The following is a 13,394-nucleotide window of genomic DNA, read 5'->3' on the forward strand; positions in this document are numbered from 1 at the left end:
CTATTGTTTAAAGAAGCTGGGAAGATTTTAAGATCACTCGGTCCCGGAATGATTATCACTGCCTCATTTATCGGTCCAGGTACAGTGACCACAATGACACAAGGTGGTGCCGGTTTCGGTTATAGTTTATTGTGGGCCGTTGTATTTTCTATTGTAGCCACAATTGTGCTGCAGGAAATGATCATTCGCTTATCTCTCGTCACACGTGAAGGTTTAGGTGAAGCAATACAAGATTTATTTAAACATAGAGTCGGTAAACTTATCATTGTATGGTTTACATTAATAGCAGTTACAATTGGTTGTGCTGCCTATATCAGTGGTGACTTAATCGGGACTTCGTTAGGTGCTTCTTATTTATTAAATTTACCAGAGCATTGGGTAGCACCTGTCATCGGTATCATCATTTTACTCATTGGGTTATTTGGCAACTATCGTTTTTTAGAAAAAATTATGCTTGTACTTATGGTTATTATGGGCATTATCTTTATTACTACGATGATAGTAATTCAACCAGATATTGTTGGTATTTTAAAAGGTGTGTTTGTGCCTACAATTCCAAACGGATCTATTATCACAATCATCGCACTGATCGGGACTACCGTGGTTCCATACAATTTCTTTATACATTCAACTGCAGTACATGAACGTTTTGGCAATATTAAAGAATTAAAATATGCACGTTGGGACACCGTCATTTCAATTTCTATTGGTGGTATTATTTCAGCAGCTATATTAATTGCTGCTGCTACTTTAATACAAGGTAAAGAAGTGACAAGTGTGATTCAACTCGCTGGTCCGCTTGAACCTGTACTTGGAAATGCAGCACCATTCGCCATCAGTATCGGATTATTTGCAGCTGGACTCTCTTCAGCTATTGCATCACCTGCAGGCGCCGCTGCAACGATCAGTAGTTTATTAGGTTGGCAAGGCGGGATGCAAAGTAAGAAATATAAGACTGTTTTTACGATCATCATCATTATCGGTATTATTACTTCAGCTTTAGGCTTTGAACCGCTTCAAGTGCTACTTGTGGCCCAAGCATTAAATGGTATTATCTTACCTATTGTGGCCATTCTTATTTTCATCATAATTAATAAGAAAAACTTGATGGGTCATTACGTAAATACGCTATGGCTCAATATAATCGGGGGTATTGTGGTACTTGTCGTTACATTCTTAGGCCTTTATAGCTTGATAGATGCGATTTTGAGTTTTATGTCTTAAATATTCAAAAAGCCCAAGTTGAGTTATTGAAAACTTAACTTGGGCTTTTAAATCTCAAATTAGGCAAAACCTATTACCTTCAACTTTGTCACTACTTATAAGTACTTTCTAAAAGTGACTTCACTGTAAATATTAACCTTCACATAGCTGTTTTAATCGCTCAAACATCAAGTTATAGCCTGTTTCCATTTCTTTTTTGACTTCTGTCTTATCCGCTTCGAAATCGTTTGTGTCGCCTTCAAAAGGAACTTTGATGCCTTGGTTAAATTTAACTTCTGTTGCTCCTGTTAAATCAACAAATTCAACAGTGATGATATCTTCTAACTCACTAAATTGAGGCATTTTAAATGAAAACGTCAATTTATAAGGACTGACAATATCTATATACGTGCCAATTGCTCTATATTCAACGCCCTCTCTGACATCGATAATTTCCCAGTCTCCATTGATTTCAAATTGATTCTTGGCAACTTTATTCGTTTCTTCTGTTGTCATAAACCACTGTTTAAAAAGACTCGGCTTAGTCCAGGCACGAAACACTTCTTCTACTGGTGCATCTACTTTAAACGTCATGTCTAAATTTACAATTTCCCATTCCATTATCAACATCTCCTTCAAGTGTAATACGTTATTATTTAACTACCTCTTTTTCAGTGCACAAACCAAAATGATTTTCCATTCATGATTGCGGTCGTTGATTTTAGTCATATCACTCTTATAAAAACTTACATTAATGCGCTCACATTACGTATAATACGTGCTTTTTTATATCCCAGTAAATCATGTAATTCTTTATAGGCATTGAATAATTTTTTATAAATTAAGACCTGTGCATGATCTGGTTCTACTTGATATAAAACAGGTTCTTTCATTGCTTGGATAGCTGAAGAAAAATTAGGATGCGCACCGCCACAAATCGCACCTAAAATGGCTGCTCCGATAGCTGGTGCATACTCACTATCAATAACTGTAATCTTCTTGTTCAATACATTTGCGTAAATTTCCATTAATAAATGATTCTTTTTAGGTATACCACCACAAGCAAAAACGCGTTCCACTTCCATTTGCCAACCTTGATATTGTTGCATAATCATTTTTGTTCCAAATGCTGTTGCTTCCATATATGCACGATATATATCTTCATGTTTCGTTTGTAAACTTAATCCAAATAGACTCCCTTTCAAATTACTATCACTTAACACACTCCGATTCCCATTATGCCAGTCCAAAGCGATCAGACCACTTTCTCCAGGATAACGCTGACTTGCTTTTTCATTAAGTAATTCAAAAATTGAAATTCCTCTATCTTCTGCCGTTTTTACATATTCATATGGGGATTGATTAGCTACATATTCAAACAAATCACCAACTGCTGTTTGTCCTGCTTCGTATGCATATAAATCTGGTATAATGGCACCTTTAACTGACCCCGAGATACCAGGTACTTTATGTTGCTCTTTATTCAGCATTAAATGACACGTGCTTGTTCCCATAACCATTGTCATTTCTTTATCTTTTTCAGCACCAATACCTAGTAAACTTGAGTGCGCATCTATAATGAACGGACTTACTACCGTTTCAGGTGAAAGTCCTAATTTATGTGCCATCTCTGCACTCACTGTACCGACACTTTCACCTATACTGACGATAGGCGCTTCTACTTTCGTGCGTACAATATCTGATAGATTGTCATCCACTTTATCAAATAAATCATAATGAAAGCCTGTAGATGATTCCCAAAAAGACTTAAAGCCCAAACCACAGTTAGATCGAACATTTTCACCAGTAAGTCGATTCACAATCCAATCCCCAGCTTCCATAATATCAGCCGTTTCAGTCATGACTTCTGGCGCTTTATCATTCACTTCCATAATCTTAGGAATCATCCATTCGCTACTCACATTAAATCCATAGTATCCTAACCAGCGATTCTTCTCTTCTATCGCAGTATTAAACAATAGATCTGCTTCTGCCTGAGCGCCATGATGCTTCCATAATTTCACATAAGCATGAGGATTGTTATAAAATTTAGGATTGTTATGCATTGGTTCCATCTGGTCATCTACAAATATGACTGTGGAAGAAGTGAAGTCTATACCTATACCAACAATATCCTTTGCATCTATATTTGTTTTTGCCAAAATTTCTGGTATCCCTGTTTCAATGACTTCCATATAATCATTCGCATTTTGTAATGCATAACTTTGTGGCAGCTTGTGTCCATTGAGTTCACCTTCAATTGTGCCATGGGCATATGTTTGTACATATTGACCTATGATTTCTCCATTCTCAGTGTTCACCAAGAACACTCTTCCTGAGCCAGTTCCAAAATCTATCCCTATACTGTAAGTCATAATTTATCCTCCAGTTCACTATAAGAAAACGCTTTCCTAAATCATAATGAAGATAGTTATAAAAATCAACACAAACATTCATAAAAATACATAAAGAAACATAAAAAAGCATTATAATCATTGACAAAGCATTATGTAAGCGTTTACTATTAGCCGTACAAACATAAATGAACATAAATATAAAGGAGTTGCGCAAATATGAAAATCGAATCGAACGCTTTTCGCTTAATCGAACCTGGCGTATTCAAAAAAGATACCCTTACGCATGATTTCGAAGAGAAAGATATTATCGTTAAACCTACAAAAGCAAGTGTCTGTCATGCAGATTTACGTTATTATACTGGCAATCGTCGCCCAGAAGCACTCGCAAAGAAATTACCTATGGCACTCTTTCACGAAGGTATCGGTATCGTAGAAGATTCTAAACATCCTAATTTTCAACAAGGAGATAAAGTTGTCATTGTACCAAATATCCCTTCTCACTTACGTAAAGGTACATATCCAACGACTTCATTCCAAGATAATTATGATGAAAACGCCGTATTTATGGGCAGTGGATTTGATGGTATATGCCAAGATCGCATGGTGGTGCCTGGCGATAATGTCGTAAAAGTTCCAACAGATTTAGATGAAGATGTCGCATTACTTGCTGAGTTATGTTCAGTATCACTGTTTCCAATCAATCAACTTGACGAGATAACAACTGAAACGTCCCCACAAGTTGCAATCTTTGGAGATGGTCCAGTCGGTTATTTAGCAGCAACTGCCTTACATTATATTTATGGTATTGATAAAGCAAATTTAATTGTATTTGGTGCAGTTCAAGAAAAACTAGCTGCCTTTGAAGACTTTGCCACAACACATCTCGTATTTGACTTCGATTTCAATCAGTATCGTGGCGTACATACTGTTTTTGAATGTACGGGTGGTAAATTTTCAGAATCTGCAATTAACCAAGCCATCGATTTAATCGATAGACAGGGGCATATTGTATTAATGGGTGTCACGGAAGAACGCGTTGGTATTAACACCAGAGATGTTCTTGAAAAAGGTCTGACATTTTCGGGTAGTTCACGTAGTACAAAACGTGAATTCGAGCAACTCATTCATGCCTTTAGTAATAAACAGTACCAACAAGCGTTGAGACAATTGATTCCAGAGACTTACTATCATATTCATGATACTTCAGATTTAAAAGAAGCCATGGATGATACTGCAGCACACAAAGGATGGAAAAAAACTTATTTACAATATCATTGGTAAACAATGACTGAAAAGGTGGTATATAAATGAATCATTCGAATTCGATTTTAGGCATGCCTCGCCAAATTGTATGGGGCTATATTGGTATTATCATCTTCATGATGGGTGATGGTTTAGAAATTGGATGGCTAAGTCCATGGCTACACGGTCACGGCTTTTCGGTTCAAGAAACAAGTTTACTCTTTTCTGCATATGGCGTAACAGTTGCATTAGCAAGTTGGCTTAGTGGTGTATTTGCCGAAGCACTCGGCGGTAAACGAACAATGATGCTAGGCTTAACCTTCTATATTATTGGTACAATTTTCTTTGTCGGATTTGCAATTCCATCACAAAATCTTGCGCTCATGTTACCTGCATACGCACTTAGAGGTTTAGGTTATCCATTATTTGCTTATTCCTTCTTGGTATGGATTTCTTACCGTTCAGAACAAAAGACACTCGGTGCAGCCGTAGGTTGGTTCTGGTTTGTATTTACCGGTGGCTTAAATGTATTAGGTGCGCTTTATTCTATTTGGGCAATTGAGTATTTAGGCCATATCAATACATTATGGAGCTCATTATTCTGGGTGGTACTCGGTGGATTCTTCACTTTAGTCTTGAACAAAGACAAATTGCCATCTAATCAAGGAAGTTCAAAAGAAAAATTAAAAGAAATACTTAAAGGCATAACGATTATGAAAGATGAACCGAAAGTATTATTAGGTGGTATCGTTCGTGTGATTAATACGACAGCACAGTTTGCCTTTCCAGTCTTTTTACCAATCTATCTTTCATCATTTGGCATACCCACTTCGAAATGGCTTGCGGTATGGTCAACGATTTTCGTTGGTAACATCATCTTTAACTTAATCTTTGGCATCGTCGGAGATAAAATTGGTTGGCGTAATACCGTCATGTATTTCGGTGGTATTGGCAGCGGTATTTCTGTTTTATTAATGGGTTATGTCCCTATTTGGACAGATGGTAACATTGTCCTATTAACTGTAGTCGGATTCTGTTGGGGTGCGTTTATCGCTGCTTATGTACCATTATCCGCATTGATCCCATCACTTGTTAAACAAGATAAGGGTGCGGCTTTGTCTGTACTTAATTTAGGTGCAGGATTACCTGTATTTGTCGGACCCATGATTGTCTATTTATTCATTGGCAGCATACAAGCAATCGGCGTCATTTGGGTACTCGCAATTCTATACTTTATTAGTACGATTCTGACTTACTTTATTAAAATGCCAAAGCATATGCAAAGTGGCGAACATGAAACAGCATAGCTATTTGAAAATTTAATCATCATTTAGGAGGCGTCCTCGATGTTGCCAGCTGAACGCGAACAATTTATCATTACTTTTTTAAAAACCAATAAAAAAGCGACCATTCATGATTTAGCGCTTGAATTCAATGTACATGAAGCGACCATTCGTCGTGATTTAAATAAGTTAGAGCAATACAACCAGATCAAGCGCACGCATGGTGGCGTCGTGTTGAACGATTCAGAAGTATGGGATGAATTGAATTTTGATGATCGTGAAACAAGTTATTATGATGAAAAAGTAGCAATTGGTCTTAAAGCAGCGGAATTCGTAGAAAATGGAGACACCCTCTTCATTGATTCGGGATCGACGACCATTCACTTTGCACGTGCACTTACACAAAAAAGTAATTTAACAATCATCACGAACGACATTCACATCGCTTCGATTTTAAAATCAACTGCCAATCAGATTATCGTCACTGGAGGCATTTTATATCAAGATAATTATTTACTTAATGGCATGATTACAAACGAAACATTAAAATTATTTAACCCTTCTAAATTATTTTTAGCGACGCCTGCAATTGATTTAGAAAAAGGGATTACACATTTTAATGACACACTTGCTTCTACTAAAATACAAATGGTGAAACAAGCTAAAGCCGTTTATGTGCTCACTGATAGCTCTAAATTTGATAAAGTATCACTTTACAATGTTTGTTCTAGCGATACAATTGATGTCCTAATCACTGATCAAACCAACAAGAACATAGATTGGCAAGCTTACGATAACCACTTCAAACATTTAATTACGGTTCATGCAGAAGCACATCCTGAGTAATTTTGCTGAAGCATAATTACTGAAATATTTTCATAAAAAGTGAATGCATAAGATATGAATATCTAGGTTCATCATAGAAAGCATTTCATATTAATCTCTTTTATCAATTGATTTATGCTGACTACTGCGGAAATAGCACTAGCCGCAGACTACAGGCTAAGTCTGGACTCGCGGAGAGCGTGCATAAAAAACTGCCAACAAAGTCTGAGAGGACCCATCCATTACAAATAATGGATGGGTCCTCTCTTTATATTTAAAACGTTTCAACATCTGAGAATTGAGATAAGTATAGTTGTTTATATTGACCATCATGCTGCATTAATACATCATGACTTCCTTCTTCTAAAATTTGACCATCTTTAATAAAGATAATACGGTCGACATCTTTAATCGTCGATAATCGATGTGCAATAATTAAAGACGTTCTGTGTTCTGAAAGTTTTTTAAACGCTTTTTGAATTTTATTTTCTGTTTCAATATCTAGCGCACTCGTCGAAAACAAATTAACTTACACTCATTCAAGTTTCACATATTTTAGTTGAATGCGCTTACATAAAAGCGTTTTGTGTTAGTTTAGTCATTCATAAAATGTAATGTGTTTAACGCTTTAATTCTCCAAAATGCGATGCCAATTTAAAGACATCACTTTCATCCACCGCTAGCGCATCTTCATTTGTTGTATGTTGTAAGACAGCACATTTCGTCGCAAAATCAATGGTTTCATTTAACTCCCAATTGGTTGATTAAACCATGCAACACGCCTGCCATAAATGCGTCTCCCGAGCCAATACGGTTTAAAACAGTATACTGGTATGACTCGCCTTCTAAATAACCTTTTTCAGATAGGACAACACCTTGTAAGGTACTCTGTTCAATGTCTCTATTACTTGATGCCATGAGTGGTATACCATATTGTCGTTGTATCGTTTCAGCACAAGCCTTCATGTCGTCACTTTCTACGTTTGTCTCAAGTAAATGCGTTGCATCTTTTTTACCAAAGAAAAGCACATCAACTAAAGGTAAAATGGATTTAATTACTGGAACCGCAACGTCTTTTGACCATAAATTACTTCTGAAATTGATATCAAACACAATATGTGCACCTTGCGCTTTAAGCTTTTTAAGTATATCTACGATTTGTTCACGAATGGTTTCATTAATAGCCAGTGTAATGCCAGTCAATATCACATAGTCACCTGCTTTAATAGATACATCATCCATTACCACATGGCCTTGTTCAGCAAATGTTGAATGCTCTCGATCATAAATCACCTTTCCACTTCGAAAACCAAAGCTTTCTTCCATATAATATGTTTCCATACGCCCGTCTACATGTTGTATTAACTGTGTTCCAACGCGTGATTGATACATTTTTTGTAAAGCTAATTGCCCTAAAGCATGATTTGGTAGGGCCGTTAACATCTCAGTTGCGTGTCCAAATTGAGCTAGTGTTACAAGTGCATTTAATTCTGCACCGCCCACGTTTACCCCCAATGTATTGGCATCTTTAAGCTGTTCATAATTAGGCGGGGTATAGCGCAGTAATACTTCGCCAAATCCATATACCGTCATAAATTATCCCTCGCTTTTTAATTCTGCTACGTATTGCTCTAATGCGGCTTTACCTTGTTGCTGATAGATTTTCGTGATTTCACTACCTATACCTACTGCAAAGCTACCTGCATCTAACCATTCTTTTTGGTTATCTTTACCAACCCCACCTGTAGGTACAATTTCAATTTGTGGTAGTGGCCCTTTAAGTCTTTAATAGATTTAGGTGAAAATTGTGTTGCTGGGAATAATTTTAATACTTCACAACCATAGCGTAATGACTCAACCATTTCTTTTACTGTCATACATCCTGGAATATATGGTACGGCATAGAGATTAGCAATTTTAGCAGTTTCTTTATCAAAAGATGGACTCACAATAAACTGAGCACCGTTTAAAATTGCTGTTCGTGCAGAAACACTATCGAGTACTGTCCCCGCTCCAATCAATGCATCATCTCGTTTTGATAATTCGGCAATGATATCTATCGCATTCGGCGTTGTTAACGTCACTTCAATAATATTTAGCCCTTTATCAATAATCGTATTGGCAATATCTAAAAATGATGCTGCATCATCTGTACGCATGACTGCGATATGTTGCCCTTGTTGAATTGCTTTCATTGTCTCTGTGGATTTCATCTTGTCATCGCCTTGATAGAATTTTAATTTTTTGAACATTAATAACAACGTTGTTATTAATGTTCAAAAAAATATTGTAACGCTTACCTCTATGGTATAATTAATTCTAACTTAAATCAATCTATTTCAAGGAGAAATTTTATGGCAGTAACGTTAAAAGATGTTGCCGAAGCCTGTGGCGTAAGCTATTCCACAGTTAGTAAAGCATTAAAAAATTCCCAACTTGTTAAACCAAATACAAAACAAATGATTCAACAAAAAGCGCTTGAAATGAATTATATTCCCAATCACTCCGCAAGAGCACTCGTTTCTAAGAAAAGTGGTACGATTGGATTGATATGGCCATCTGTCGACCGTGTTGCCGTAACTCACCTCATCACTGAAATTAATTTAGCCATTAAATCCTTAGGTTATGTCATGTTTGTGTCGATTGATGATGTTGCTGCCGCTTCGAAAAAATTTGTCGAATTTGGCTGTGATGGCATTGTCATTTTTGATGAGGGTGAAACAACGAACTTACCTCCAGAAATTTACAACAATGTACCCGTCGTAGCATATGGCGTTGATCGTGATATTTCTTATCCAATTGTTAATGTAAATCACGCAGAAGCAATGATTATCGCCATTAAGGAATTACTCGCAAAAGGTATTGATCGTATAGATTATATCGGTGATATTCGCACCAATGACGCGCGCCAAATTGCTAAAAAAGATGCCATTGCAAATTATTGTGAACAGCATCGCATCCAATATCGCATGATTGATTCGAGCGGATTAAATGCGATTGAAGCCGAGACCTCAGTTAAACACTTTCTTCAGGAATCATCGTTGGCACCTGGCGTTATATGTGGGAGCTACGATATCACAGTAGGAACTATCAACGCTATAGGAGCTGATGAACAGCCAATCATATACTCTTACGATAATATTCCACAAATTAAAAAAATTGATTATCCTGTACAGGCAATTGGTGTACCTACTGCCGAAATTGCACAACAAGTTGTTGCTATCTTAGATAAAGTAATTAAAGGTGAACCGATAGAAAATACCTATCACCTACACCCATCACTAAGTCATAATCAATAATTGAGTTTACCATTGCTAACATCCCTCATAAATAAATGAGCCCAATACTACATGGACAGTGTAGTGATGGGCTCATTTATTTGAGAAATATTTATCATATCTAGAGGGTTATTTCTTTTTTATCGCAACAAAAATATAAGTTTTTAAAATATTTACATGCCTAACTTCATTTTGGTTAAAGTACGTATGAGACATTGATCGATGTGTGTAGCGATAACTCGATAGGTAACCGTCACATACCCAAATATTGTTTTTTACATATAAATATTAAAATAAAAGCTGTCTCTATACATATGAAAGATAAAATTTGTAGATCCTATCATGTTAAAGACTAAAGATTGTATCGAAACATAGCCACCAATGATCGTTTTGGTTGAGGGGGTTTAAGTTTTAATTTTGGGAGAAAACTTAGGTTATTTGGTTTCAACTTATATTTCGTGAACATGATATTAACAAACATTATCCAGACCTCGATAATTTCTTCGCATAAGGGGTTACAAAGCAATATCAAATTTAATGCCATCACACCGTCTCTGTGTCATGCAACATTCATCCGTTTCATCATATGCTTACAAGCTTACTTAGTATCTTTTTTAAGTTATGGAGTCTGACATGTATCACGTTTGTTTTATATACTGTGTATCTATGCTGTTTGACGTCATAAACACTTCGTGAAGACTTACGTTAAAGTATTTGTCTGCTTAGGTAATCAGTGCACATAACCCTCTACAAACCCTATTATAATACGCCACGACCTATGCGCAAAATACATAGTTGGAATAATGAAAATTCCCTATCAGCATACGTAATTTTGGATGATTTCATATCACGTTAATTATATGGCATTATCTATAACTTTTTAAAAAGTTAATCCATTCGCGCGTGACGTAATTGATATAACTTTCCTTTTTCCAAATGATACCTAAGTTCCAATTCACATCTGCACCCGTTATTTCGATACCAGTGATATCCTTATTTAAAATACTCACAATACTCTCAGGTAAGATACTCACTCCGATACCATCTAAAATCATATTTTCAATAAACGTGATTTGTGCCATTTTCGCTACCACTTTTGGATGGAAGCCTACTTTTCGACAGCTCTCAATAATTTGATCTTTAATATAATAATCATCATGAAACATGATAAAACGTTCATTCTTCAAATCTCCTAAATATACGGCGGATTGCTTTGCATACTTAGAATTTTTATCAACTACGAGCATTAATTTCTCCTTATATAAAGGAACTGCGTGATAAATGTCATCGTCGACTGGCAATGTTGTAATACCAACGTCAATTTCATCATTATTTAAATAAAATTCAACCGCTTTACCGCCGCCTTCAACTACTTCATACGTCACATTCGGGTACATACTGTGAAATTGATTCAAACTTTCTGTGAACAAACGTACATCCATAATTGCTGAGACGCCTAGTCTGATATGACCACGCTCTATGTTTGTGACATCATCCATTTCAAGTGATAAATCATCTAATATCGCTAATGCTTCTACGCACTTATCGTAAAATATTTGACCGATATCGGTTAAAATAATATGTTTCTTTCTTCTATCAAACAACGTGACATTAAATTCGTCTTCAATACTTTTAATATTTTTACTAATTGTAGACTGTGCAATATATAAATGTTTTGAAGCCCGAGTCATGCCACCATTTTTTACAACTTCAACAAAATATTTCATTTGCTTAATTTCCATTTTAATCTCCTCTGAATTACCCTTTGTTTAACTTATAATTATACGCCTTTATTGCGCTACTTTAAATACTTAATCACTTCTCTGGCAGAATCTGAAATTACTTTATCATTAGGTTTCGCATCTTTTTGATCTTGTTTGGAATAAATTGCTAAAATAATTGGCTTATCCTGTCCTTTAGGATAAATAAAAGCGAGATCATTACGTGTTGCATATGTTAAAGCTTGTCCGCTTTTGTCACCAACTGTATAACTGTTAGGCATGCCCGCTTTAATCAAAGTATCACCTGTCTTATTTTCTATCATTGTTTGTTTTAACAATGATAAGTTAGATCCATTCATTTCATTACTAGTTAAAATACTATTTAACGTTTGTGCGGCAGCTCGTGGTGTCGTTGTGTCTGCCTTGCTATTTGGATCAAAATAATTTAATTCTGGCTCCAATCTTTGTGGTTCCGAAACATCATCACCTAATTGCACCAACTCATGTTTTAAACCGTTGACGCCACCCAATTCTTGCATAATTTTATTATTTGCCGTGTTATCACTCTGCAACATAGACGCTTTAATTAAAGCCTTTAATGACATTGTTTTACCTATGTATTGTTCAGTCACTGGTGAATTTGCCACAATCTCTGATTCATTGGTTTCAACTTTTTTATTCAATTCTGATGGAGCTACTTTATTCAATAATATACCACTGGCTATAGCTTTATATGTTGACGCAAAAGCAAATCGCTCATCCGCATTATGTTGATATGCTTTGCCATTTTCCGTATTAATCCCATAAATCCCTACTTTAGTATTGTATTCATTTTCTATTTGATCTATGTCTTTAGCAAAAGTTGTATTATGCATCGATGATAAGCCTATTAAACATACACCACTCAAAACAAACGCAATAAACCATTTCTTTATATATTGATTTATCATTGAAAATCCCCTTTTTTTAAATTTAAAAATTTTTATCTATTTATAATTATAACTTTAATATCTTTATTAAGAAAATCATAAAAAGCGAGAAAGAAACCAAATATTCACATTTGATTTCTCAATCTCGCTCATAAACAAATACTTAAATGACTCGTATATGACTTGGGCTTTCCGATACAATCATTAATCTTCAAAATTAATCATTATCTTCATTAATTTATCATTTTTATCAAAATATGCTGTGTATATACCTGCATTGGTTTGATATTCTAAGAATGTGCCTTCGTCTGCTTCACCTTTATTAACAATTTGATTAGAGACATGTGCTTCTTTAAATGTATCCTTAGATATTGTATTAGGTTTTGTTAAAAATGTAATACCGACTACTTCATCGCTACTATTGAAATCAACAGTTGTATCGTAAACTTGTTCACTGCGAACAGGTTCTCTATCTGTATGCGGATTAACCTTGTAGCCATTAATTGTCACATTGTCATATTTTAATGCACGCACAAAATTATAATCTTGCGTGAAG

Annotated in this window: 12 protein-coding genes and 1 pseudogene; 5 read left to right on the forward strand and 8 right to left on the reverse strand. The window is 35.6% G+C overall.

What is annotated here, in order from left to right; genetic code table 11:
* Positions 1-3: 3 nt before the first annotated feature.
* Positions 4-1,224, forward strand: coding sequence for an Nramp family divalent metal transporter (locus tag L987_RS03160; protein ID WP_047502882.1), 1,221 nt, complete (start codon positions 4-6; stop codon positions 1,222-1,224).
* 132 nt (positions 1,225-1,356) lie between these two features.
* Here the strand turns inward: L987_RS03160 and L987_RS03165 are convergent, their stop codons facing one another.
* Together L987_RS03165 and L987_RS03170 are read right to left on the reverse strand one after the other, a co-directional pair.
* Positions 1,357-1,824: an SRPBCC family protein gene (locus tag L987_RS03165; protein ID WP_011303808.1), complete on the reverse strand. Its 468-nt coding sequence runs from the start codon at positions 1,822-1,824 to the stop codon at positions 1,357-1,359.
* A 125-nt stretch (positions 1,825-1,949) separates the two neighbouring features.
* On the reverse strand, positions 1,950-3,578 hold the full coding sequence (locus tag L987_RS03170; RefSeq protein WP_047502884.1) for a ribulokinase: 1,629 nt from the start codon (positions 3,576-3,578) through the stop codon (positions 1,950-1,952).
* Between the two features lie 198 nt (positions 3,579-3,776).
* On the opposite strand from L987_RS03170, the gene L987_RS03175 reads away from it, so the two are divergent.
* Genes L987_RS03175 through L987_RS03185 form a run of 3 tightly spaced genes read left to right on the forward strand, consistent with a single transcriptional unit; the run spans position 3,777 to position 6,931 of the window.
* Positions 3,777-4,841, forward strand: a complete 1,065-nt coding sequence (locus L987_RS03175) for an alcohol dehydrogenase catalytic domain-containing protein (RefSeq protein ID WP_047502886.1) — start codon at positions 3,777-3,779, stop codon at positions 4,839-4,841.
* Positions 4,842-4,867: 26 nt separating this feature from the next.
* Entirely contained in the window at positions 4,868-6,109 is a 1,242-nt protein-coding gene (locus L987_RS03180) for an MFS transporter (RefSeq protein ID WP_011303811.1), read from the forward strand.
* Positions 6,110-6,148: 39 nt separating this feature from the next.
* Positions 6,149-6,931 carry a DeoR/GlpR family DNA-binding transcription regulator gene (locus L987_RS03185; RefSeq protein ID WP_002484122.1) on the forward strand — a complete coding sequence of 261 codons (783 nt, stop codon included), beginning with the start codon at positions 6,149-6,151 and terminating at the stop codon, positions 6,929-6,931.
* Positions 6,932-7,184: 253 nt separating this feature from the next.
* Here the strand turns inward: L987_RS03185 and L987_RS03190 are convergent, their stop codons facing one another.
* The 3 genes and pseudogenes from L987_RS03190 to eda all read right to left on the reverse strand — a co-directional run bounded on the left by L987_RS03190 (position 7,185) and on the right by eda (position 9,162).
* Positions 7,185-7,433: a hypothetical protein gene (locus tag L987_RS03190; protein ID WP_047502888.1), complete on the reverse strand. Its 249-nt coding sequence runs from the start codon at positions 7,431-7,433 to the stop codon at positions 7,185-7,187.
* Between the two features lie 218 nt (positions 7,434-7,651).
* Positions 7,652-8,503, reverse strand: coding sequence for a sugar kinase (locus L987_RS03195; RefSeq protein ID WP_231558563.1), 852 nt, complete (start codon positions 8,501-8,503; stop codon positions 7,652-7,654).
* Positions 8,504-8,506: 3 nt separating this feature from the next.
* Positions 8,507-9,162, reverse strand: a pseudogene (gene eda, locus L987_RS03200) (bifunctional 4-hydroxy-2-oxoglutarate aldolase/2-dehydro-3-deoxy-phosphogluconate aldolase).
* Positions 9,163-9,264: 102 nt separating this feature from the next.
* On the opposite strand from eda, the gene L987_RS03205 reads away from it, so the two are divergent.
* Entirely contained in the window at positions 9,265-10,209 is a 945-nt protein-coding gene (locus L987_RS03205; protein WP_047502889.1) for a LacI family DNA-binding transcriptional regulator, read from the forward strand.
* 845 nt (positions 10,210-11,054) lie between these two features.
* Here L987_RS03205 and cidR read toward each other — a convergent pair.
* The 3 genes from cidR to isaB all read right to left on the reverse strand — a co-directional run.
* Positions 11,055-11,930 (reverse strand): cidABC operon transcriptional activator CidR, encoded by an 876-nt coding sequence (gene cidR / locus L987_RS03210; protein WP_002484126.1) that lies wholly within the window; start codon positions 11,928-11,930, stop codon positions 11,055-11,057.
* A 56-nt stretch (positions 11,931-11,986) separates the two neighbouring features.
* Entirely contained in the window at positions 11,987-12,859 is an 873-nt protein-coding gene (gene bla, locus L987_RS03215) for a class A beta-lactamase (protein WP_156105195.1), read from the reverse strand.
* A gap of 183 nt (positions 12,860-13,042) precedes the next feature.
* Positions 13,043-13,394 (reverse strand): immunodominant staphylococcal antigen IsaB family protein (gene isaB / locus L987_RS03220; protein ID WP_047502892.1); only part of this gene is annotated, 352 nt, incomplete at its 5' end.

It is taken from the genome of Staphylococcus sp. ZWU0021, from assembly GCF_000798895.1.
Lineage (GTDB): Bacteria > Bacillota > Bacilli > Staphylococcales > Staphylococcaceae > Staphylococcus > Staphylococcus saprophyticus.

What these genes read in the sequence shown, in the direction of transcription:
- L987_RS03165 (WP_011303808.1), bottom strand. Translation starts at nt 1,824, where the DNA reads ATGGAATGGGAAATTGTAAATTTAGACATGACGTTTAAAGTAGATGCA.
- L987_RS03170 (WP_047502884.1), bottom strand. Translation starts at nt 3,578, where the DNA reads ATGACTTACAGTATAGGGATAGATTTTGGAACTGGCTCAGGAAGAGTG.
- L987_RS03175 (WP_047502886.1), top strand. Translation starts at nt 3,777, where the DNA reads ATGAAAATCGAATCGAACGCTTTTCGCTTAATCGAACCTGGCGTATTC.
- L987_RS03180 (WP_011303811.1), top strand. Translation starts at nt 4,868, where the DNA reads ATGAATCATTCGAATTCGATTTTAGGCATGCCTCGCCAAATTGTATGG.
- L987_RS03185 (WP_002484122.1), top strand. Translation starts at nt 6,149, where the DNA reads ATGTTGCCAGCTGAACGCGAACAATTTATCATTACTTTTTTAAAAACC.
- L987_RS03195 (WP_231558563.1), bottom strand. Translation starts at nt 8,503, where the DNA reads ATGACGGTATATGGATTTGGCGAAGTATTACTGCGCTATACCCCGCCT.
- L987_RS03205 (WP_047502889.1), top strand. Translation starts at nt 9,265, where the DNA reads ATGGCAGTAACGTTAAAAGATGTTGCCGAAGCCTGTGGCGTAAGCTAT.
- cidR (WP_002484126.1), bottom strand. Translation starts at nt 11,930, where the DNA reads ATGGAAATTAAGCAAATGAAATATTTTGTTGAAGTTGTAAAAAATGGT.
- bla (WP_156105195.1), bottom strand. Translation starts at nt 12,859, where the DNA reads ATGATAAATCAATATATAAAGAAATGGTTTATTGCGTTTGTTTTGAGT.